This window comes from Paraburkholderia sp. CNPSo 3274 (genome assembly GCF_024206475.1).
GTDB lineage: Bacteria > Pseudomonadota > Gammaproteobacteria > Burkholderiales > Burkholderiaceae > Paraburkholderia.
On the sequence record NZ_JAMBPR010000004.1, the window covers coordinates 194,514 to 217,491 of the forward strand.

The window sequence follows — 22,978 nt, forward strand, 5'->3', positions numbered from 1 at the left end:
GCGCATGCAAAAAGGCGCCAGCGCCATTGCCGGGGCCTTCAGACCAGACATCACGCCGCGATGGCGTGATCGTTAGCCGTGGCCGGGCTCAGCAGCACCGGAATCGACTTCGAGGTCGGCGTGCCCGCGCCGTCTGCGATGGACGAAAGCGGCACCAGCGGGTTGGTCTCGGGATAGTACGCGCCGAGGCAGCCGCGCGGAATGTCGTACTCCACCAGCATGAAGTCCTCGACGTGGCGCTCCACGCCATCGTCCCACACGCTCGTGATGTCCACGTGCTGGCCCGGCTCGAAGCCGAGCATCGTCATGTCCTCGCGGTTCGCGAACAGCACGCGGCGCAGGCCGTATACGCCGCGGTAACGGTCATCGAGACCGTAGATCGTGGTGTTGTACTGATCGTGCGAGCGCGTGGTCATGAGCGTCATGAGCCGCGGACCATGCTCGGCGCGCGCGCGGTGAATGGGCGTATCGAGCGCGATGGCGTGCACGACGAACTGCGCCTTGTTGCTGGGCGTTTTCCACACGCGGTCGCGCGAGGCGACACCCAGGTGGAAGCCGCCGGGGTGCTTCAGGCGCTCGTTGTAGTTTTCGAAGCCGTCGAACACTTTCTCGATGCCGTCGCGGATCTTCGCGTAGTCGGCGGCGAGGTCGAGCCAGTCCACCTTGTCGCTACCTAGCGTGGCGTGCGCCATGCGCGCGACGATTGCGATTTCCGAAAGCAGGTTCGTCGAAGCGGGCCGGTTCATGCCGTAGGAGATGTGCACCATGCTCATCGAGTCCTCGACGCTCACGCCTTGCGGCACGCCGTTCTGCAGGTCGATCTCGGTGCGGCCGAGCGTGGGCAGAATGAGCGCGTCGCGGCCGTGAACCAGGTGGCTGCGGTTGAGCTTCGTGGTCACGTGCACCGTGAGTGCGCACGCGCGCATGGCTTCCCACGTGCGCGGCGTGTCGGGCGTGGCGATCGAGAAGTTGCCGCCGAGACCGATGAACACCTTCACGTGGCCTTCGAGCATCGCGTGGATGGTTTCCACGACGTCATAACCGTGCTCATGCGGCGGCTCGAAGTCGTAAGCCTTGCCGAGGCGGTCGAGAAACGCCTGCGTGGGCTTTTCCTCGATGCCTACCGTGCGGTCGCCCTGCACATTCGAATGGCCGCGCACGGGGCACAGTCCCGCGCCACGGCGGCCGATATTCCCGCGCATCATCATGAGGTTCGAAAGCAACTGGATCGTCGCCACCGAATTCTTGTGCTGCGTGAGGCCCATGCCCCACGTCGAAATCACGGCACGGCTCTTCACGTAGATATCGGCGAGCTTGAGCACTTCTTCGATCGGCACACCCGCTTCGGCGACGATGGTGTCCCACGATTCGGCGCGCAGGTCGACGGCGAAGGCGTCGAATCCAACGCAGTGCTCGGCGATGAAGTCGACGTCGAGCACGCGTTCCGTGCCTTGCACGAGCGCTTCGTCGTCGAGTTCGATCACGCGCTTGGCCACGCCCCTGATGAGCGCGAAGTCGCCGCCCACGCGCGGGCGGATGAACACCGAGCTGATCTGCACGCCCTTGGGAGAGAGCATGTCGAGTGTGTGCTGCGGGCTCGCGAAACGCTCCAGCCCACGCTCTTTCAAAGGATTGATCGAGACGATGGTCGCGCCACGCTTAGCGCAGTCGCGCAACTCGCCGAGCATGCGCGGATGGTTCGTCGCCGGGTTCTGGCCGAAGATGAGCAGCGTGTCGGCGTGCTCGAAGTCGTCGAGCGTGACCGTACCCTTGCCGATGCCCACCGTGCCCGGCAGGCCGCGGCTCGTGGCCTCGTGGCACATGTTGGAGCAGTCGGGGAAGTTGTTCGTGCCGTACATACGCACGAAGAGCTGATAGAGGAACGCGGCCTCGTTGCTCGCGCGCCCCGAAGTGTAGAACGCGGCGCGGTTCGGATCGTCGAGCGCGTTGAGGTGCTTCGCGATCAGCTTGAACGCGTCGTTCCACTCGATCGGCACGTAACGGTCCTGCAGCGCGTCGTAGACGAGCGGATCGGTCAGGCGGCCGTGCTGCTCCAGCTCGTAGTCCGATTGCGCCATCAGCTCGCTAACGGTGTGCTCCTGGAAGAACTGGGGCGTCACGCGCTTGCTGGTCGCTTCCGCCGCCACGGCCTTCACGCCGTTCTCGCAGAACTCGAACGTGGAAGCGTGCTCGCGGTCGGGCCATGCGCAGCCGGGGCAGTCGAAGCCGTCGGGCTGGTTCTGCTTGAGCAGCGTGCGGTAATTGCCGCCCGTCACCTTCTCCTTGATGAGGTTGATGGCGACCTGCTTGAGCGCGCCCCAGCCGGCGGCGGGGTGGTGATACGGCTCGATGCGACCTTGCGGCTTCTTCATGATGCGGTTGGCTTTTCGTTTTCCAGGGCGGTCTGCCCGATGGCCCAAGGCTACTGTGTTCCTGTGCCCCCGGAGATCACAGAAAAACCAAAAAGCAAGGGATACAGTTGCGGCGTTTTGTCATAGACTTGCCGGGATCGGCCCCGCGCGCGTGGCCCCACCCCTTCGCCTGATTGAACGCAACCCGAACGTGACCCGCTACGAGCAACTCGCCGACGATATCGAAGCCGCCGTGCGCCGCGGCGTGTTCGGCCCCGGCGAGCGCATTCTCTCCGTGCGGCGCGCGAGCCAGCAGCACGGCGTGAGCATCAAGACGGTGCTGCGCGCCTATGCGCTGCTGGAAAGCCGCAGCGTGATCGAGTCGCGGCCGCAATCGGGTTATTTCGTGCGTGCGCGCGTGGGTGCGCCGCAAGGGCGCGGCGCGGTGGGCGCACAAGGGTCAGAGGGCAAGGACGCCGTTTCCCCTGGCAAGCCGCGCCGGGCGAGCGCGCCGAGGCAACCCGTGCCCGCCAACGTGGACGTGAGCCGCCTCGTGCTTTCCACCCTGCGCAGCATCGGCGCGCAGGACGCCGTGCCGCTCGGCTCGCCGTACCCGGACCCGGCGCTGTTCCCCTGGCGGCGCATCAACCAGTACGCCAACGCCATTGCGCGCCGCCATGCGAGCTGGAACCTCATCGACGACCTGCCGCCCGGCAACCCCGAGCTGATCCGCCAGATCGCGCGGCGCTACGCAGAAAACGGCGTGAGCGTCGATCCCGAGGAAATCGTCATCACCGTGGGCGCGACCGAGGCGATCAACCTGAGCCTGCAAGCCGTGGCCAAGCCGGGCGACACGGTGGCCGTCGAGTCGCCCACCTACTACGCGATGCTGCACGCCATCGAGCGTCTTGGCATGCGCGCGATTGAAGTGAGCACGAACGCGGATACCGGCATCGACCTCGACGCGCTGGAGCGCGTACTGGTGCGCCAGAAGGTCGCGGCCTGCATGGTGATGCCGAACTTCCAGAATCCGCTCGGTTTTCGCATGCCCGACGCGAACAAGGCGCGGCTCGTGGCGCTTGCCGAGGCGCACGACTTGCCCGTGATCGAGAACGACGTTTATCAGGAGCTCTACTTCGGGCAGACGCGGCCTTCCACGCTCAAGCAGTTCGACACGCGCGGCCTCGTGCTGCATTGCGCCTCGTTTTCGAAGAGCCTCTCCGCGTCGTACCGCATTGGCTGGGCGCTGCCGGGACGCTACCGCGCGCAGGTCGAAAAGCTCAAGTTCCTCAACACGCTCACGACACCCTCGGTTCCCCAGGTGGCGCTGGCCGACTACTTGCGCCACGATGGCTACGACCGGCACCTGCGCCGCGTGCGGCGCTTCTACCGGCAACAGGCGCGGCTCATGCGGGCGATGGTCGAGCGCTTCTTTCCGGCGGGCACGCGCACCTCGGAGCCGCAAGGCGGCTACGTGCTGTGGGTGGAACTGCCGCCGCGCGTCGATTCGATGCGGCTCTATCAGGCGGCGCTCGCGCAGGGCATTACCATCGGGCCCGGCTACATGTTCTCGATGCGCAACGAGTACCACCACTACATCCGGCTGAACTACAGCTACCCATGGAACGCGCAGACCGAAGCCGCGCTGAAGACGCTAGGCGAAATGGCCGCAAAGATGGCATGAGGAGACAGGCGATGAACGCAGACAAAGAGCGCGAAGACGACGACGCAGACGAGCAGGGCGTCGACCCGGTGCTGATTGCGGTGCTCGAGCAGTTGTGGCGCGCCGAGTCCGAGAAGCACGAGCGGCATGAGACTCAGGGCCGGGCGTGGTCGCTCGCGAAACTCTCGAAGCAGGCCGGCGTGCCGATGAGCGGATTGCGCAGACAATTGACGGCGCTCGTGGACAGCGGCTTGGTGGTGACGACGCAGGCCGAAGATGGAACCGGCACGGCGAGTTTGTCGGATGAGGGGCGCGCGTTTTGTGCGGAGGTGTTCGGCGAGGGCGAAGCGTAGCGCGACGCTTTGCTCGTTCATAACCCGGTGTTGCCGTTGTCGGTTTGCGACACGGTTCATGCGCAACGGGTCAATACATCTAGGACAAATCTGAAACTCCTGCGCAATCGCCGCTTTGACAATTTTTGACGTGTTTTGAGATAGCCGCCTGACCAGAATCGCCTGACCAACTGAAAGTGTCGGGCGATGATGAACAAGATTTACAGGCTGGTGTTCAGCCGTGCGCGCAACATGCTTGTCGCAGTCGAAGAGAGCGCGACGGCATGTGGCAAGCGGGGGAGCGGCGAGGCCGCCTTGGCGGCGACCGTGTTGCTGCTGGCTGGAGCGCCGCTGCTCGCGCATGCCCAGGTCATTCCATCGGGGGCCCATGCGCCCGGCGTCATCGACACGCCCAATGGCCTGCAGCAGGTGAACGTCAACCGCCCCTCGGGTGTTGGCGTGTCGATGAACAGCTATTCGCAGTTCGACGTCCAGCAGCGCGGCGCGATTCTCAATAATTCGCCGACGATCGTGAACACGCAGCTGGCGGGGCAGATCAACGGGAATCCGAACTATGCGCCGGGCCAGTCGGCGCGGATCATCGTCAACCAGGTCAACAGTGCGAACCCTTCGCAGTTCAATGGCCCACTCGAAGTTGCGGGTCAACGTGCCACGGTCGTGCTGGCCAATCCGTCAGGGATTGCTGTCAATGGCGGCAACTTCATCAATACGAACCGGGCCGTTCTGACGACCGGTATCCCGCAACTCGACGCAAACGGCGCGCTCACGGGCTACAACGTCACGGGCGGCAATATCACCGTACAGGGCGCGGGCTTTAACGCGTCGAATGTCGATCAGGTGGATTTACTGGCAAGAGCCGTGCAAATCAATGCGGCGGTCTATGCCAACAGCCTGAACGTCATCGCGGGCGCGAACAACGTCAATCACGATACGCTCGTGGCGACGCCGATCCCGGGCAATGGCGTTCCCGCGCCCATATCGATCGACGTCAGCCAGCTAGGCGGTATGTACGCGGGCAAGATCTATCTGGCATCCAACGAGCACGGCGTGGGCGTGTCGAACGCGGGTGTGATTGCCGCTCAGGCAGGTGACTTCACGCTGAGTTCGGATGGCCGTGTCCTGCTCACGGGCAGAACGACCGCAAGCGGCAACGTCGCCCTGAACTCGAATACAGGCGTTACGAACGCAGGCACCGCTTACGCGCAGGGCTCGCTTGCAGTGAATACTGCAGGTGATCTCACGAACAGCGGCACGCTCGCGGCGCAGGGCGTACTCCAAGCAGGCGCGGGGTCGATGAATTCGACCGGTTCGCTTGCCTCGGGCGTGAACAGCGATGGCGTGGTGACGCAGGCGGCGAATTTGAATGTCGTCTCGTCGGGCGCGCTTTCAGCCACGGGCCATAACGTCGCGGGCGGCGATGCGTCGCTCTCGGGTACATTGGTCGATCTCGCAGGCAGCGAGACGGCGGCGAACCGCGACCTGTCGCTCACTGCGAACGCAGGCGATCTGAATCTCTCGGGCGCGACGACGAGCGCCCAGGGCGCAGTGAACGCGCAGGCAACGGGCGCAATGGTCAACGACCACGGCGCGATGTCGGGCGGCGCCGTGACGCTCAACGCGGGCAGCCTTTCGAACCAGGGCGGCAACGTCTCGGCGCAGGGGCCGCTCAATGCGACGGCGGCAGGCGATGTGTCGAACGAGGGCGGTGTGCTCGTCTCGCAGGGCACGATGCAGGTGCGCGGCGGTGGGGCCATCGCCAACGGCCAGGGCACGATGCAGAGCGCGATGGGCTTTTCGCTGTCCGGCACGTCACTGGACAACACGGCAGGCCGCATTACGTCACTGAACGGCGACGGCCAGAACCTCGGCGTGACGGGCACGCTGCTGAACGGCCTGGGTGGCGTGATCGGCGGTAACGGCAATGTGCAGATTAGCGCCTACACCTTCACGAACGCGGGGCAGGTCAGCGCACTGCATAACGCCGTGTTCAGTGCACGGAACCTGAACAACAGCGGCTCGGCGAGCGCGGGCGATGCGTTGACGGCTACCGCGACCGGGGCGCTTTCCAATGCAGGCGGCACGCTTTCGGGTACGACCGTGACGGTCACGGGTGCGTCCATCGACAACGCGAAGGGCAACATCGATGCGGACACCGTAGCCGTTTCGACGCCGGGAAACCTCAACAACGAGGGCGGCGCAATCACGCAGACGGGCAGCAGCGCGCAGACCGTGAGCGCGGGCGGCAGACTGGACAATTCGAACGGCGGGCAGATCGCGTCGAACGCGACGAACCTGCGCGTAACGGTAGCAGCAGTTGATAACGACGCAGGCGCGATTGCGCACGCCGGTACGGGCACGCTGACGGTCAGCGCGGGCAACGGCGCGGGAGCGGTATCGAACGCCGGTGGTGCGATCACAAGCAACGGGAATGTCATGGCCCAGGCGGGCTCGTTCAACAACACGACGGGTTCGATCAGCGGTCAGCGCGGCGTCACGGCGACGGTCAGCGGCACGCTGGACAATACCGGCGGCAAGGTACTGTCGAACACGGACCTGAACGTCACAAGCGCCACACTCACGAACGATAACGGCCAGCTTGGCGCGGGCGCCAACGGGACGATCCACACCGGTGCGATGACGAACAGCGGCGGCAAGGTCGTCGCGCCAAACCTCACGATCTCGAGCGCCAGTACGCTGGACAACAGCGAAGGCGATATCGAGGCAAACCAGCTCGCGCTCTCGGCCACCGACCTGCTGAACCACGGCGGCACGATCACGCAATACGGCGCCGTGCAGATGGCCCTGAACATCAGCGGGACATTCGACAACTCGTCGGGCGGCACGCTGCAAACCAGCAGCACCGACTTCTCGCTCACGCCCTGGGCGCTCAACGACAACGGAGGCTCGATCCTCCACGCCGGCACGGGCACGTTCACGATTGCACCGGGCAACGGCGCGGGTGCGCTCTCGAACGTGGGCGGCAGGATCATCACGGCGGGCGAACTCGTCGCGAACGCGGGGAGCGTCGACAACACGTCGGGCGTATTCGCCGCGCAGGGTTATCTCTCGGCCACCATCTCGGGTGTCCTGAACAACACGCAGGGTGTGGTGCGCTCGCTTGCTTCCGCTTCCATCGACAGCGGCGGTGCGCTCACGAACGTGAACGGTCAGATCCAGTCCGGCACCGGGGCCGTAGGCGACGGCAGCACGCTCGCCGTACGGGCTGCGTCCACTGACAACACACGCGGTGTCATCGGCAACCTCGGCAGGGGCGACACGACTGTCCGGGGCGGCAGCGAACTCCTGAATGCGGGCGGCCAGGTCACGGGCAACGGCAATCTCGACGTCAATGCGTCGTCGATCCTGAACACCCAGGGCGCGCAGGTGAGCGGCGCGAACGTCACGGTGACGGGTGATAACCTGGACAACGCCAGCGGCGCAATCGGCAACGTTGCGGGCCTGACCGGCGATGTTATGGTCACGACGGCGGGCGCGATCAACAACACGAACGGCCAGATCGGCGCGACCCACGACCTTGCGGTGAGCGCATCGACGCTCACGGGCGGCGGCGGCGCGTACAGCGCAGCCAATGACGTGGCGATCAGCATGCAGGGCGATTTCGCGCCCGCGGCCGATGTGCAGTTCAACTCCGGTCACGACCTCACCTTCACGCTGCCAGGAACGTTCACCAATGCGGCGCTGGTGGAGGCGGCCAACAACCTCGGCGTCAACGCGGACGATATCTTCAATAGCGGGACCATGATGGCGGGCGGCACGCTCACCACGCACTCGGGCACACTGCAGAACACGGGCGCCATGGTGGGCGGCAGCGTGTCGCTGAATGCGAACCGCGGCCTGAGCAACGTTGGACCGACTGCGCTCATCGGTGCAACTGACAGCAACGGCACGCTGGAACTGCTTGCGAACGATATCGAGAACCGCGACGACACCACGGCGACCGACTCGCAGGCGACGACCGCGATCTACGGGCTTGGCAGGGTCGTGCTGGCGGGCGGCAAGGATGCGAACGGGAACTACACCAACGCGGCGCTGATCCGCAATCAGTCGGCGCTGGTCGAGTCGGCGGGCGATATGGAGCTGCACGCCGGTCAGGTGACGAACACGCGGCGCGAAGTGAGCGCAACTGGCTTTAACCAGCCTGTCGATCCTGACCTGCTGGCGCAGCGTGGCATCAGCCTTTCGGGCCGCACGGGCAAGGTCAACACGCCGGACCCGAACAGCATCGGCGGCGTGTACATCGATCCGCCGCACGGCGGCCAGATGAATAGCGACTACATGTACACGTCCTATACGGGCGTGGCGGTCGCGAACCTGATTGCGGGCATCAGTCCGCAGGCGCAGATCGTCTCGGGCGGCAGGCTCGACACGTCATCGGTCGGCACGTTCCAGAATGACTGGAGCGCGGTCGCGGCGGTTGGCGACATTGCTGCGCCCATGACGCTCGACCAGGTTAGCTGGACGGGACAGGCAGCGCCTGGCGTGCAGGTCACGTACTCGGGGTTCTACCACTACCGCAACTATGACGGCAGCATTCCCGACTGGACCTACGCGTTCTGCGCAAGCAAGTGCAACGCGCCCGCAGATATCCGCAACTACGCGTTGCCGAGTTACGAATCCAGCTTCGTCGCGGGTGGCACGCTTTCTGGTACGGGCATCCGCATCGACAACACGGCGGCCAACGCGGGCATTCCGTCACTCGGGCTTGCCGCTGGCCAGTCGCTGACCGGTGTGGATATCGGCGCGGTGAGCGGTAATGCCGGCGGCACGAAGGGCGGCACGGCCTCGGTCAAGGGCGGCGGGAGCATGGTCGATCCGGTCATCGCGAGCGCGACCGCACAGAACGTGCTGCAAAACCTCACGATCCCCCAGGGCGGTCTCTTCAGGCCGGTGAGCATACCCGGTGTGAATTACCTGATCGAGACGAACCCGGCGTTCACGAACCAGAAAGCGTTCATATCGAGCGACTACTACCTGCAACAGCTTGGCCTCAATCCGCAGACGACCGAAAAGCGCCTGGGCGATGGCTTCTACGAGCAGCAACTCGTGCGCAACCAGATCACGTCGCTCACCGGCAAGGCGGTACCTGGGCCCTATACCGATCTCCAGTCGATGTATGAAGCGATGCTTGCGGCGGGCGCGTCGCTTTCGAAGTCGCTGGACCTGCCGCTCGGCATGAGCCTGTCGCCCGAACAAGTGGCGCAGCTCACGAGCAACGTCATCATCATGCAGACGCAGCTTGTGGACGGACAGTCGGTGCTCGTGCCCGTGGTCTATCTCGCGAAGGCGAGCCAGCAGAACATGGACGGGCCACTCATCGCGGCGACCGATATCGACCTCAAGAACGCGCAGACCTTCACGAACAGCGGCACGGTGCAGGCGGCGAACTCGATGCAGATAGACGGCCAGTCGATCAACAACGCGTTCGGCGCGCTTACGAGCGGCGGCCTCATGGCGCTGGCGACAGCAGGCAACGTCGATTTGACCTCTGCGAAGGTGAACGCCGGGAGTCTTGTGCTCAACGCGGGCGGCAACGTGATCCTCGACACGGCCACGAAAACGCTCAACCAGGTGAGTGCGACGGGGGCCACGCGCGTGAGCACGACGATGGGGCCAGTTGCGAGCATGAACGTGGCGGGCGACGCGGCGATCATCACAGGGGGCAACTTCGAGCAGCACGGGGGCAACCTCAATGTTGGCGGTAACCTCGGTATGGCCGTAGGCGGCAACTACGATATCGGCACGGTGCAGACGGGCGAGCGCAAGGTGGTCGAGCGCGCGAATGGCGTGTCGGACACGAACATCAACAGTGTGACGGGCAGCACCGTGAACGTGGGCGGTGTGTCGCTGATAGGCGTGGGCGGCGACCTGACGGCGAGCGGCGCGAATATCAACCTGGGCGGCGGGGGCACCATCGCAGCGAAGGGCAACGTCACGCTCGATGCAGCGAAGGCAACTTCGACCATCGATAGCAACAGTTCCGGCAGCGACGGTCACGGCAGCTATTCGGAGTCATCGCACAGATCGCACGATGCGTTGACGGCGACCACGCTTAACGCCGGGGATTCGCTCGCAGTGGTGTCGGGCAAGAACATCAACGTCAACGGCAGCTCGGTCAACCTCGACAAGGGTATGCTGGCGCTTGCAGCAACGGGCGATGTCAATATTGGTGCGGCGATCGCAACGCACGTCGATAACTCGCAGGAGCAGCACAGCCACAGCAACGTGGTCAGCGGCAAGGAGGTGGCGAGTTCGCGCAATACGACCGTCACGCTTTCGCAGGGCAGCACGATCTCGGCGGATAGCGTGTCGATCTCGGTCGGCCACGATATCAACGTGAACGGCAGTACGGTTGTCGGGACGAACGATGTGGCGCTCGCTGCCGCGCATGACGTGAACATCGGCACGACGCAGGACACCATGCAGTCCTCGGGCAGCTATGCGGAGAAGCGCACGGGCCTGGGCACGAGCGGCCTGACAGTGACGGTCGGCACCAGCAAGCTCGCAACAACCGACCAGGAGTCGAGTGTCACGAACAACGCGAGCACGGTGGGATCGATCAATGGCAATCTGGCGATCCAGGCGGGCAATACGCTGCATGTGACGGGTAGTGACCTCCTGGCGGGTGGCAACGTCACGGGCATGGCGTCGAACATCCTCATCGATTCGGCCACCGATACCGCGCACCAGGCGCAGACGCAAAAGACCAGCAGCAGCGGCCTGACGATTGGCCTCGCCGGTTCGGTGGGCGATGCGATCAACAACGCGTATTCGGAAGGTCGCGCCGTCAGCCACTCTGCGGGCAGCGGCAATGACCGCGCGGCGGCGCTGCATGCGATTGCAGCGGGGAGCGACGCGGTAATGGCCGGCACGGGGGTGAAGGCCCTTGCCGATGGTGGGAAGCCCGATATCGGCATCAAGGTGAGCATCGGTTCGAGCAAGAGCCAAAGCCAGTCGTCGGAGGACATGACGACGCAGCGCGGTTCGAACGTGGCGGCGGGCGGTACGGCGGCGTTCGTCGCAAAGGGCGACGGTACACCCGGCAGCGGCAACGTCACGATTGCCGGTTCGAACGTGAGCGCGAACGACGTGCTGCTGGCCGCGAAGAACCAGGTGAACGTGGTCAACACCACGAACACCGATTCGACGCGCAGCTCGAACAGCTCCAGTAGCGCGAGCGTTGGCGTGCAGTACACGCTGGGCGGCGGCTTTGGTGTGTCGGCTGCGATGGCGAATGCGCACGGAGACGCGAACAGCGACGCGGCGATCCAGAATGCCTCTCACGTGAACGGCACGAACAGCGTGACGGTGATCTCGGGCGGCGACACGAACATCACCGGCTCGCAGGTCAACGGCGGCAAGGTGATCGCGGATGTGGGCGGCAACCTGAACATCGCGAGCGTGCAGGACGTGACGAACAGCGCTGCACACCAGAGCAGCGCGGGCGGTGGCTTCACGATCAGCCAGGGCGGCGGCAGCGCGAGCTTCAGCGCGCAGAACGGGCATGCGGATTCGAACTATGCGGGCGTGAAGGAGCAGGCGGGGATCAATGCGGGTAGTGGTGGCTTCGATATCAGCGTGAGGGGGAACACGGACCTGAAGGGCGGCGTGATAACGAGTGCGGCCGATGCAGCACAGAACAGCCTGACAACCGGGACGCTGACGTACAGCGATATCGCGAACCACTCGCACTACGATGCGACGAGCAACGGCATCAGTGCGGGCGTGGGGGTTGGCGTGACGGGCAAGGCGATCGGGCCAGGCTCGGTGAGTGGTACGCCCGCTGTGTCACCGATGATGAGCCAGAACGAAAGCGGCGACCAGAGCGCGTCGACGCGCAGCGCGATCAGTGCGGGCGCGATCAACTTGACCGACGCCGTGAACCAGAAGCAGGACATCGCGAGCCTGTCGCGCGACACCACAAACACGAACGGAACAGTTGCGAAAACGCCGGACGTGAACAACATCCTGAACCAGCAGGCCGATACGATGCAGGCCGCACAGGCGGCGGGCCAGGTGGTGGCGCAAGGCATCGGCGCGTATGCGGAAAACAAACAGGAGACTGCGCAGGCAGCGGCTGACGCGGCGCAGGCTGCGGGCGACATGGACGGTTACGCGAAGTACCAGGCCGAGGCGAGTTCGTGGGACGAAGGTGGAAGTAACCGAACCGCCCTTCACATTGCGGGTGGTGCACTAATTGGCGGTCTGGGTGGCGGTAGTGCATTCAGTGCCATTGGGGGCGCAGCGGGTGCGGGTGTTTCGGCAGCGATGGCGAAGCAGCTGGACGATATCTATAAGGGCGTGGGATCGGCGACGGGTTCGGAGCTGCTCGGCAACCTGGCTGCGAATGTTGTGGCAGGCGTTGGCGGTGCGCTGGTCGGTGGTGGGGCGGGAGCAGCCACGGCATCGAACGTCGAGCTGTATAACCAGTCCATGCACCGGAAGAAGAATGATCTGGTTGCGCAGGTGTGTAGTGGCATGAGCCCATGCAGTGAATCGCTGGTGACGGCAGCGATCAATGCACAAGGAGCAAATGCGGAGGCGGCTGCGGGCACTCTCCAGCCCAATTACGCGACGGTCGGTGCGGGTAGCCTGTCAGGTGCGGTGGGCAGTGCGGTCAATCTTTACGATGGTACGGTCTATACGTCATACAGCGTTAGTCAGTCGTTTCCGCCTGCATCATGGGCGCCAGGCGCAACAGCCACGCTTGGTTGGATTTGGGGTGCGCGTGATGCGTCGTCGACGAATGCATTCATGAATGGAGATGGAAACCAGGTTTACGTTTCCGTTCCTTTCGGTAGAGTTAATTTGATGGGTGCTGTTACGCACGCTTATGGCGGTTCAACGGCTCTTGAGGTAGGCGTAACCTCGCCCGGAGGAATTACGGCGGGCGTGGTGCCCTGGAGTCATTCGACCCCACTCAACGAGAAGAAGTGACGATGGAGGAACACGATGCGAGGTCCAACGGACGAAGAATGGAAGCGCATGACCCCGGAGCAGAAGACGGCCTATAAAATATTTATTGGCGTTGTCCTTTGTATCTTGGTTCTAGTCTTTGCAAAGAAATTCTTCTTCTAATTTATACGGCTAGAGCGACAAACCCAGCAGTCTGAAACAACAAACCCAGCCTTCGAGCTGGGTTTGTTGTTTGGGGGCATCAGATGTGCTCGGGCGAGATGGTGAGGCAGTTGTTGCGGTAGTCGAAGGATAGGCGCATGGGTTGCCCGGGTTCAAAGCCGGCGCGTTGCAGGTAGAGGTCAGCGACCTGCGTCCACGGCATGAAAGCTTCAGTGGGTGGCGCGAGGCCGTAGTCGGGCGTCGTGCGCAGTGTCACGCAGCGGCTGTGCTGCGCGTGCGCAGGCGATGAACGTCGCTTAAGATTGGCATCAGCCATGTAGTGGTGGCTTCGATATCAGCGTGAGGGGGAACACGGACCTGAAGGGCGGCGTGATAACGAGTGCGGCAGACGCAGCACAAAACAGCCTGACAACCGGGACGCTGACGTACAGCGATATCGCAAACCACTCGCACTACGATGCGACGAGCAACGGCATCAGTGCGGGCGTGGGGGTTGCAAATACGGGCAAGGCGGTAGGCCCCGGCTCGGGGTCGAACAGGGGCGGCGTGGCGCCGATGCTGCCGCAGAGCGACAGCGGATCGGCGGATGCGACCACGCGCAGCGCGGTAAGTGCAGGTGCGATCAGTGTGACGGACCGGGCAAACCAGACGCAGGACGTCGCGAACCTCTCCCGGGACACGATGAACACGAACGGTACTGTGTCGAAGCTGCCTGACGTGAGCGTCCTGCTGAACCAGCAGGGGGACCGCATGAACGCTGCACAGGCCGCAGGGCAGGCAGTGGCGCAGCGCATCGGGGACTACGCCGACGCCCAGGCCAGGGCGTCGGGTGACCCAGCATGGGCTGAAGGCGGCAACAAGCGTGCGGAGATGCAGGCGGCGGGCGCGGCGGTCGTAGCGGGCTTGGGCGGCGGCGTGGGCAGTGCTGTCGCGGGTGCAGCAGGCGCGGGTATTGGCTCGAAGATGGGGGGCGAGCTGAACAAGCTCAGTGATTCGATTGCGGCGTCGAACCTGACCGGCGATGCGAACATGAACGCCGCGCTCGGCAACATCGTGGCGAACGTGATCGCGACTGGTGCGGGTGCGGCAGTAGGTGGCGCGGGTGCGTTTGGCAGCTCGACCGTGGACCTTTACAACAGGCAGTTGCATCCGGATGAGCGGCAGTGGGCGAAGGACAACGCAAGCAAATTCGCGCAGTTCTATAAAGATCAGACCGGACAGACGATCACGGCTGACCAGGCGCAGCAGATGTTGTTGGCAAGCGGCTACCGGTTGGTTGATGCCGCAGCAAGCGCAGGACCGGCGCCGGACGGAAACCAATACGCGACGGCGCTCATCAGCCAGAATGGTGGAAGCATGTTCCGTGCGGCACCAACTGAGTACAACAGTCCGTTCCTCTATGGCAACGCGGACCATTCGCTCTCGCCGGAACAACAGGCCCTGCCAGGACACGACGCTCATCCGCAAGTTGGCGTTGCAGCAGGAGGCGCTCTCGCGATGGTCGCAGTCGGTACTGTTTCGCCATTGCTCGCAGGAGCTTGGGCTCTTAATACCGCCTACGATTTCTCAGGTGACGCGATCAGTTACCTTACCCATACGAGCAGCGACGCCCCGAACGCTGGGAAGTCTCTGATAGTTGGAGGTGCGGCTGCCGCCTTGACACCACTTGGACTTCCTCTGGATACACTTGGAAGTGGTATCGGAGCGAAGATCGCGGTCGGCACCTACAACGGGCTTGTAAGCGCGACGGGAGCGTTCGCAGGGGGCGGAATGGTCAATCCATCGAGCGATCCGTCCGCTTTCGCAGCGACTTCGGCAACCGCGTATGGCGTTGGCACGGCAGCGCAAATTTGGCTCCCCGGTCTCACGGGCAATATTGCAAACCACGTTGTCCAAATTCTCTCCGGGCCAGCGCAAACGAAGGTCCAGAATAGCTTGAACAATCCGAATTCCTCAAAATGAGATCGCTCTCATGAGTCGCTTGCTAGTTTTTCCGTTCGAACTGATCAATCAAGGCGGGCTAAGCGCCGTTGTCGGGTGCCTATTTTTCGCTATAGGGTTATTGCTAGTTTTCATCGTTTTCAAAATCTCACTTGGCTTACTCAACTTCAGTGTCGTGAGTCCGGCAACAAAGAAGGGCCGGGTAACACGAAAATTCGTCGTGCCGGAACACACCGAGCAGCAAGGTCGGCTTTTGGTCAAGGTGCCGGCTAGAAATATGCTGGAGGTGGACGTGGAGGGCCACTTGTTTGTGATTGGGCCATCAGATTGGAAATACGAAAGAGTAAACGAAGGTGACCAAGTTGATGTTCTGTTGCGCATCGGTCGCCTAACCCGAGCCGAAGTACTCGACGATATCGGGCCGTTTTAAAACTGCCGCTGAACGGGGCGTTCCGGCGGGAGAGTGCACTTGAAATTGATATCGAAAATCAGCCGCTGCAATTCGCACCGGTCCAGTGGAAATATGAACGCGTTAGCGAAGGCGAGCAAGTCGAGGTTGCTCTCCAGAGAGGCCGTTTCAGCGGTGCAATACGGATTCTTGATATAGGGCCTTTCTGATAGACGCAAAGCAGCGGCCTGACGATTGGCCTCGCCGGTTCGGTGGGCGATGCGATCAACAACGCGTATTCGGAAGGTCGCGCCGTCAGCCACTCTGCGGGCAGCGGCAATGACCGCGCGGCGGCGCTGCATGCGATTGCAGCGGGGAGCGATGCGGCAGTGGCCGGCACGGGGGTGAAGGCTCTTGCGGATGGCGCGAAGCCCGATATCGGCATCAAGGTGAGCATCGGTTCGAGCAAGAGCCAAAGCCAGTCGTCGGAGGACATGACGACGCAGCGAGGCTCGAACGTGGCGGCGGGCGGTACGGCGGTGTTGGTTGCAACGGGCGACGGTACACCCGGCAGCGGCAACGTCACGATTGCAGGATCGAACGTGAGCGCGAACGATGTGCTGCTGGCCGCGAAGAACCAGGTGGACGTGGTCAACACCACGAACACCGATTCGACGCGCAGCTCGAACAGTTCCAGTAGCGCGAGCATTGGCGTGCAGTACACGCTGGGCGGCGGCTTTGGTGTGTCGGCTGCGATGGCGAATGCGCACGGAGATGCGAACAGCGACGCGGCGATCCAGAATGCCTCGCACGTGAACGGCACGAACAGCGTGACGGTGATCTCGGGCGGCGACACGAACATCACCGGCTCGCAGATCAACGGCGGCAAGGTGATCGCGGACGTGGGCGGCAACCTGAATATCGCGAGTGTGCAGGACGTGACGAACAGCGCCGCGCACCAGAGCAGCGCGGGCGGCGGCTTCACGATCAGCCAGGGCGGCGGCAGCGCGAGCTTCAGCGCGCAGAAAGGCCATGCGGACTCGAACTATGCGGGCGTGAACGAGCAGGCGGGGATCAATGCGGGTAGTGGTGGCTTCGATATCAGCGTGAGGGGGAACACGGACCTGAAGGGCGGCGTGATAACGAGTGCGGCAGACGCAGCACAAAACAGCCTGACGACCGGGACGCTGACGTACAGCGATATCGCGAACCACTCGCACTACGATGCGACGAGCAACGGCGTCAGTGCGGGCGTGGGGATTGCGAATACGGGCAAGGCGGTAGGCCCCGGCTCGGGGTCGAACAAGGGCGGCGTGGCGCCGATGTTGCCGCAGAGCGACAGCGGATCGGCGGATGCGACCACGCGCAGCGCCGTAAGTGCAGGTGCGATCACTGTGACGGACGGGGAAAACCAGAGGCAGGACGTCGCGAATCTCTCCCGGGACACGACGAACACGAACGGTACTGTGTCGAAGCTGCCTGACGTGAGTGTCCTGCTGAACCAGCAGGGGGACCGCATGAACGCTGCACAGGCCGCAGGGCAGGCAGTGGCGCAGCGCATCGGGGACTACGCGGACGCGCAGGCCAGCGCGACGGGTGACCCCGCATGGGCTGAAGGCGGCAACAAGCGTGCGGAGATGCAGGCGGCGGGCGCGGCGGTCGTAGCGGGCTTGGGCGGCGGTGTGGGCAGTGCTGTCGCGGGTGCAGCAGGCGCGGGTATTGGCTCGAAGATGGGGGGCGAGCTGAACAAGGTCAGCGATTCGATTGCGGCGTCGAACCTGACCGGCGATGCGAACATGAACGCCGCGCTCGGCAACATCCTGGCGAACGTAATCGCGACGGGCGCGGGTGCGGCAGCGGGTGGCGCGGGTGCGTTTGGCAGTTCGACCGTGGACCTTTACAATCGGCAGTTGCACGTAGACCGCGACCCCTACAAGGACGAGCGCACGCTTGCGAAGCAACTGGCCGACAAAAGTGGCGGGGAATATACGCAGGCGCAGATTGAAGACCAGTTGCGCATCATGGACATGTGCGCGAATGGTAAGTGCCAGTCGGGCGCGCCCGATACGTTGATCGGACAAACTCCAACAGACCCAGGTGCAAAATGGATCTCTGGCGGCACGACAGCGGACGGCAAGCCGATCGTGACACAGATGACCGCGCAGGCGGATCCGCGATTGCAAGAATATATCCGCGCTAACTACAACTCGGCTTCACCGGGCGAGGTGCCGAGCGTGGTTCAATATCCGCCAATGTCCGCCACCGGGTCGATCAATATCACGGGGCCGCTAACGAAGTTCGATCAGTCGGATGTCAACTTCATGCGTAATACGACGGCAGATGCCTCGGCGATGGTTTCAACCAATGCGGGACGGTTTAGCGCGGCGACCGCCGCTGCAGTTGCAGTGCCCTCCCCATATTCACCTATATTTGAGGCGGCTGCCTATGTAGGTACAGTTGTCGGAATTGGTGCAGACGCGGTTAGTCAAGCCATCCGTCCAGATGTGGGGCAATACTGGACGAATAGTGGCAGCGCCATGATTTCCGATCGTTTCTCTTCGAGATATCCGCTCGCGAGTCCTGTATTCAATGAGGCCGCAAACGCATTCAATGCCAGCACTTTTTCTCAAAAAATTCAGGATTTCGTAAATTCATCGTGGAATAGCTTCGTTACTGAGCCGGTGAAAAAATGAAAGTTATAGACGACGGTAATTTATCCGGTTGGGCATGTACCACGCTAATCGCGGTTGGCATTGGGATTTCATACGTAACGTTCAAATGCGCACCTTCCTCAATCTGGAGCGCTTTCTTGGCGCTATTTGGATTCGTTCTTATGGCGGTTGGTGGCCTATGTAGTAGGGCCCGAATGCTACACATTAAGCCCTTCGACAACAGCTACAAAAAGGCGCGCGACAGCTACAAGTCCAAGGACGACAAACAGGAATAGCGAGAATGAATGAACCAGAACTTGGCAGGGTCGCGGTCGAGGATAACTTTGCCGTCGCCCAGGTTGCGCTCTACCTGTTTGCGATTCTGCAGGTGGTACTCACGTTGATGACTGCGACCGGGGCGGTTCCGCTCGGCATCGCTGCGCAAGCCTCGACAATGCAGCGCCTGTCGGCGACGTCAAATACGGCCGTCAACCTTCTTTGCTTTGCGGTGGGTTACGTGCTGCTGGCGCGGTGTCTGAACCGCTGTACACCACTGGTGTGGCGTATTGCGTTGGGCATATTCCTGCTCAACACAGGCGTCGCCTGCACTAGCGATTGCCGCTCAGCCCAACCCCTATCCAGTCTTGACTTGTGGCCTTTCTGTCGCCGGCGCGATATCGATATGGAACGGGCGCGGAGTGATCAGAAGGTATGAAAGTCCGGACCCGATCATCTGACCTTTACAACCGGCAGCTCCACCCGGATGAAAAGACGCTCGCCAAACAGCTTGCCGACAAGAGTGATGGACTGTACACCCAGGCACAGGTTGAAGATCAGCTGCGCATCATGGGCGTAAGCGTGAATGGGACGAACGAGTCGGGCGCACCGACGACCTTGATTGGTCAGGCCCCTACGGACTCGGGTGCACAGTGGATATCGGGTGGGACGGCGGCGGACGGCAAACCGATCCTCACGCAGGTAACGGCGCAGGCGAATCCCGAGTTGCAGTCATACATTCTGGCGAACTACAACAGCGCGTCGGCGGGACAGGTGCCGAGTCAATTCACGTATGCGCTGACGGGAAACAGCGGATCGATCAATGTGACGGGACCGTTTACGAAGTTCGATCAGTCGGATGTGAACTTCATGCGTATTACGACAGCCGATACAGCGTCGATGGTGTCTGCGAATGCGGGCCGTATTGGTTCGGCAGCTGCAACGGCAGCAGCGTTGCCAACGCCCTATACACCAATTTACGAAGGAATAGCCTTCGGCGCGACTGTCACGGGATGGGCGGCGGATTTCGCGGCGCAAATGGCCCGGCCTAATCCGGGCGCTTATGTGGCCGGAGGCGTCGTGGACCTGACACTCGGAGGCGTGGCGAATAAGTACCCATTAGCAGGAACTTTCTTTGCCGAATTTGGAACCTGGATCAAGAACACCACGACGTTCAATGATGCCAGTAACCGGCTCAACAACGCGGCGCAGAATAAAAAATGAAAATCCTCAGCAATGGCAACTTCACGGCCTGGTTTCGCATTCTGTTGTGGGCTGCAGGTATAGCAATAGCAGTTGGTTCTTATTTCCTTTTAACTGGCTTGCCCATGTTCATTGGCGTCGTGATTGGGATGCTCGTTCTGGCGACGGGTACTTATGCGGAGCGGGCCAACTTGCTTCACTTGAAGCCTTTCGACAATAGCTACAAGAAGGCGCGCGAGAGCTATAGAGTCGAGGACGATAAGCAGGATGAACCGAAATGAGCGGAGCGACATTCGACGAGGTAACTATAAAAAGCAATTTTGCCCTCGCACAGATGGCACTTTATCTGTTTGCGCTCCTGAGAGTGGTAGCTTCGTTAATGATGGCCACCGGGGCAGTAACCCTCGGTACTACTCCCAAAGCCTCGACAACGCGGCGTGTCTCGATGACCACTAATCCGGTCGTCAACATACTTTGTTTTACCGTCGGGTGCGCTTTGCTAGCTCGGTGCTTGAAGCGCTGTACAGGCCTCATCTGGCCCATTGTTTGGGGCATATTCCTCATCAACACGGGCGTCGCTGCACTAGCGATAGCTGCGCAATCCGACCGCAATCTGAAATTGACGCGTGGCGTTGCCATCGCTGGCACGATTTCGGTGTGGAATGGTCGTGGATTGGTCTGAAGCTATGCAGGTACAGTCCCGCGAAAAGGACCGGTACAACAGGCAATTGCATCCCGAAGAAAAGATGCTGGCCAAGCAGCTTGCGGACGAGAGCGGCGGGAAATACACACAGGCGCAGGTCGAGGACCAGTTGCGTATCATGGGCGTGAGCGCGAACGGCACGAACGAGTCCGGTGCGCCGACCACGTTGGTCGGCCTGATGCCGACGGATTCGGGTGCACAATGGATGTCCGGCGGCACAGCGGCTGATGGCAAACCGATCCTCACGCAGATAACGGCGCAGGCGAACCCCGAACTGCAGTCGTATATCCTCGCGAACTACAACGCGGCTTCGCCGGGCGGCGTGCCGAGCCAGTTCACTTATGCGCTAACGGGTAACACAGGTTCGATCAACATCACAGGGCCGTTCACGAAGTTCGATAAATCGGATGCAGACTCCATGCGAAATACGACAGCTGATACTGCATCAATGATCTCGACTAATGCAGGGCGATTCAGTGCGGCGGCAACCGCTGCTGCAACCATTCCATCACCTTATTCAGGTGGGCTCTCAGCGGCAGCTTATACTGCAACGGTCGCTGGATTTGCCGCTGATGCTCTGGCACAACTCGTCAGACCGAACGTAGGCCAGTACGCAGTTTCGGGAGCCACGGGATTGATTGCAGGAAACCTGTCGGATCGGGTTCCGGCGTTAGGGCCAGCGATAAACGAGACTGCAAACACGTTTAATAATAGCAACGCAGGCCAACAGGTACAAAATTCCTTGAATAAATACTGGGCTGATCTCGTGAATTACTGGAGCAGTAGGCGATGAAGATCCGGTTCATTGAGGATGGGAACTTCGCACGTTGGGTACGGACTAGCCTGCTCATTGTTGGTCTTCTAACTATGGTTATCGCGTATGAGTACGTGCCACCCGCGCCATTTGGAGGTTTTCTGCTGCTGTTGGGATTGGGCGTCGCTGCTGTTGGTGGGTATGCGAGTAGAGCACATCTGCTGAAGATCAAGCCGTTCGACAACAGCTACAAGAAGGTGCGCAGGAGCTACGAAGTGAAGGACGGAGTGGTAAATATGCCATTTCCAGCATCGTCTCCCAAAACGCGTACGCAGAAAGTTATTTGGTGGGCGTGTTTTACGATAGGAATGGGCTTTATTACGTATTTAATCGTAAAGAACATCTTCTTTAGCTGAAACAACAGGCCCAGCCTTCGAGTTGGGCGTGTACGTCGGGACTTGGATGCGCGGCTGGTGGTAAACAACACAACATTGGTCCGGCCAGGGCAGACGAACAACTTCGCCGGCGGATATGCCGGAGGTGGCTCCGCTCTATATGGTGGTTTGCGCGGCGGCATTACGGTGTCGCCTGGAAATGGGACTGCGACCATCATTGGATTCGGTGCAGGTACGAATGTAGGTAAAACCGACAATCCTGTGTCAGTGGGCTGGGGCTTCTCTAACGATCAAGGCAAAACCGGAATCAAGTGGTAGCAATATGGGACCTTCGATTACATCAACGCCAAAGACGCGATCGCAAAAGATCGTCTGGTGGTGCGCCTTCACTGCGATGATGGGCTTCATCGTGTACGTGGTGGTGAAAAACATCTTCTTCCGTTAAAGCAACAACCCCGGCTGCGGCCGGGTTTGCTGTATGTGGAATCAATCGGGGAATGGCGTGATGACGAGCCTGCCGTGCTCGACAAGGGCACGCTGGCGCTTGCGGCAACGTCCCGAGAGCTTGATCCACGAAGGCGGTAGTGACTGCTGGCCGGTGACACGCCGCGCGGGATGGGCGGGCGATCGGCTGAAGGCGGCAGCAAGCGTGCGGAGATGCAGGCGGCGGGCGCGGCTGTCATAGCGGGCCTGGGCGGCGGGGTGGGCAGTGCTATCGCGGGTGCGGCAGGCGCCGGTATTGGCTCGAAGACCGTGGCAACACAGGAATCAGGTGGAGAAAATGGTTGGAATTCCGGGGTCGGCTCCTAAGACACGCGGTCAGAAGATCGTCGGAGTTATTGCCTTCACCGCGATCTTGGGCTTCATCGTGTACGTGATAGTGAAGAGCGTCTTCTTTAACTGAATCGGTCGGTAGTTTCGGCGCAACCGCAGTAGCAGACGCTAGAAGCCCTATCAGGCCGCTGAAATACCGGCGGTAACGTCATCGAGGAAGGCCCCTGAAGCGTTGATGGAAGACCCCCACTTGCCCCCTGGAGATCATGCGCGGCGCCGACACATTCACCGAGAGTTTGTTTTCCATGCGCAAGCTGGACGACTTCGTTCCGAAGTCGCATCCGTTGCGTTCGATCCGCGTGATGGCGAATGAAGCACTGGAGAAGATGGATCGGTTGTTTGCCGGGATGTACGAGGCCGACATCAAGGG

11 protein-coding genes and 3 pseudogenes are annotated in these 22,978 nt (G+C 61.9%); 12 read left to right on the forward strand and 2 right to left on the reverse strand.

All coding sequences use genetic code 11. The annotated features are described in order from the left end of the window. Nucleotides 1–50 precede the first annotated feature (50 nt). Nucleotides 51–2,372, reverse strand: a complete 2,322-nt coding sequence (locus tag M3I54_RS04300) for an FdhF/YdeP family oxidoreductase (protein ID WP_254333307.1) — start codon at nt 2,370–2,372, stop codon at nt 51–53. Between the two features lie 190 nt (nt 2,373–2,562). On the opposite strand from M3I54_RS04300, the gene M3I54_RS04305 reads away from it, so the two are divergent. The 3 genes from M3I54_RS04305 to M3I54_RS04315 all read left to right on the forward strand — a co-directional run bounded on the left by M3I54_RS04305 (nt 2,563) and on the right by M3I54_RS04315 (nt 13,322). Continuing rightward, entirely contained in the window at nt 2,563–4,035 is a 1,473-nt protein-coding gene (locus M3I54_RS04305; protein ID WP_254333340.1) for a PLP-dependent aminotransferase family protein, read from the forward strand. Between the two features lie 11 nt (nt 4,036–4,046). After that, nucleotides 4,047–4,367 carry an ArsR family transcriptional regulator gene (locus M3I54_RS04310; protein WP_254333308.1) on the forward strand — a complete coding sequence of 107 codons (321 nt, stop codon included), beginning with the start codon at nt 4,047–4,049 and terminating at the stop codon, nt 4,365–4,367. A gap of 189 nt (nt 4,368–4,556) precedes the next feature. Continuing rightward, a complete protein-coding gene (locus M3I54_RS04315; protein ID WP_254333341.1) occupies nt 4,557–13,322 on the forward strand; it encodes a hemagglutinin repeat-containing protein in 8,766 nt (2,921 codons plus the stop codon). A 220-nt stretch (nt 13,323–13,542) separates the two neighbouring features. Here the strand turns inward: M3I54_RS04315 and M3I54_RS04320 are convergent, their stop codons facing one another. Beyond that, nucleotides 13,543–13,719 (reverse strand): hypothetical protein, encoded by a 177-nt coding sequence (locus tag M3I54_RS04320; RefSeq protein WP_254333309.1) that lies wholly within the window; start codon nt 13,717–13,719, stop codon nt 13,543–13,545. Between the two features lie 53 nt (nt 13,720–13,772). Between M3I54_RS04320 and M3I54_RS45315 the strand changes: the two are divergent. The 9 genes and pseudogenes from M3I54_RS45315 to M3I54_RS04365 form a co-directional block, all read left to right on the forward strand. After that, a pseudogene (locus M3I54_RS45315) lies at nt 13,773–14,600 on the forward strand (hypothetical protein); the annotation flags it as partial. Between the two features lie 835 nt (nt 14,601–15,435). Continuing rightward, on the forward strand, nt 15,436–15,834 hold the full coding sequence (locus M3I54_RS04330) for a hypothetical protein (RefSeq protein ID WP_254333310.1): 399 nt from the start codon (nt 15,436–15,438) through the stop codon (nt 15,832–15,834). A gap of 191 nt (nt 15,835–16,025) precedes the next feature. Next, nucleotides 16,026–17,696, forward strand: a pseudogene (locus M3I54_RS04335) (hemagglutinin repeat-containing protein); the annotation flags it as partial. A gap of 1,048 nt (nt 17,697–18,744) precedes the next feature. Continuing rightward, nucleotides 18,745–19,158 carry a hypothetical protein gene (locus M3I54_RS04340; protein ID WP_254333311.1) on the forward strand — a complete coding sequence of 138 codons (414 nt, stop codon included), beginning with the start codon at nt 18,745–18,747 and terminating at the stop codon, nt 19,156–19,158. Beyond that, nucleotides 19,155–19,943 (forward strand): hypothetical protein, encoded by a 789-nt coding sequence (locus M3I54_RS04345; RefSeq protein WP_254333312.1) that lies wholly within the window; start codon nt 19,155–19,157, stop codon nt 19,941–19,943. Before M3I54_RS04340 ends, M3I54_RS04345 begins: the two co-directional genes overlap by 4 nt. Next, entirely contained in the window at nt 19,940–20,203 is a 264-nt protein-coding gene (locus tag M3I54_RS04350; RefSeq protein ID WP_254333313.1) for a hypothetical protein, read from the forward strand. The genes M3I54_RS04345 and M3I54_RS04350 overlap by 4 nt, the downstream gene beginning before the upstream one ends. Before the next feature lie 387 nt (nt 20,204–20,590). After that, nucleotides 20,591–21,418 carry a hypothetical protein gene (locus M3I54_RS04355; RefSeq protein ID WP_254333315.1) on the forward strand — a complete coding sequence of 276 codons (828 nt, stop codon included), beginning with the start codon at nt 20,591–20,593 and terminating at the stop codon, nt 21,416–21,418. Then, nucleotides 21,415–21,795, forward strand: a complete 381-nt coding sequence (locus M3I54_RS04360; RefSeq protein ID WP_254333317.1) for a hypothetical protein — start codon at nt 21,415–21,417, stop codon at nt 21,793–21,795. The genes M3I54_RS04355 and M3I54_RS04360 overlap by 4 nt, the downstream gene beginning before the upstream one ends. A gap of 1,019 nt (nt 21,796–22,814) precedes the next feature. Continuing rightward, a pseudogene (locus tag M3I54_RS04365) lies at nt 22,815–22,978 on the forward strand (IS5/IS1182 family transposase); the annotation flags it as partial.

What these genes read in the sequence shown, in the direction of transcription:
- M3I54_RS04360 (WP_254333317.1), top strand. Translation starts at nt 21,415, where the DNA reads ATGAAGATCCGGTTCATTGAGGATGGGAACTTCGCACGTTGGGTACGG.
- M3I54_RS04330 (WP_254333310.1), top strand. Translation starts at nt 15,436, where the DNA reads ATGAGTCGCTTGCTAGTTTTTCCGTTCGAACTGATCAATCAAGGCGGG.
- M3I54_RS04315 (WP_254333341.1), top strand. Translation starts at nt 4,557, where the DNA reads ATGAACAAGATTTACAGGCTGGTGTTCAGCCGTGCGCGCAACATGCTT.
- M3I54_RS04350 (WP_254333313.1), top strand. Translation starts at nt 19,940, where the DNA reads ATGAAAATCCTCAGCAATGGCAACTTCACGGCCTGGTTTCGCATTCTG.
- M3I54_RS04340 (WP_254333311.1), top strand. Translation starts at nt 18,745, where the DNA reads ATGAATGAACCAGAACTTGGCAGGGTCGCGGTCGAGGATAACTTTGCC.
- M3I54_RS04345 (WP_254333312.1), top strand. Translation starts at nt 19,155, where the DNA reads ATGAAAGTCCGGACCCGATCATCTGACCTTTACAACCGGCAGCTCCAC.
- M3I54_RS04300 (WP_254333307.1), bottom strand. Translation starts at nt 2,372, where the DNA reads ATGAAGAAGCCGCAAGGTCGCATCGAGCCGTATCACCACCCCGCCGCC.
- M3I54_RS04310 (WP_254333308.1), top strand. Translation starts at nt 4,047, where the DNA reads ATGAACGCAGACAAAGAGCGCGAAGACGACGACGCAGACGAGCAGGGC.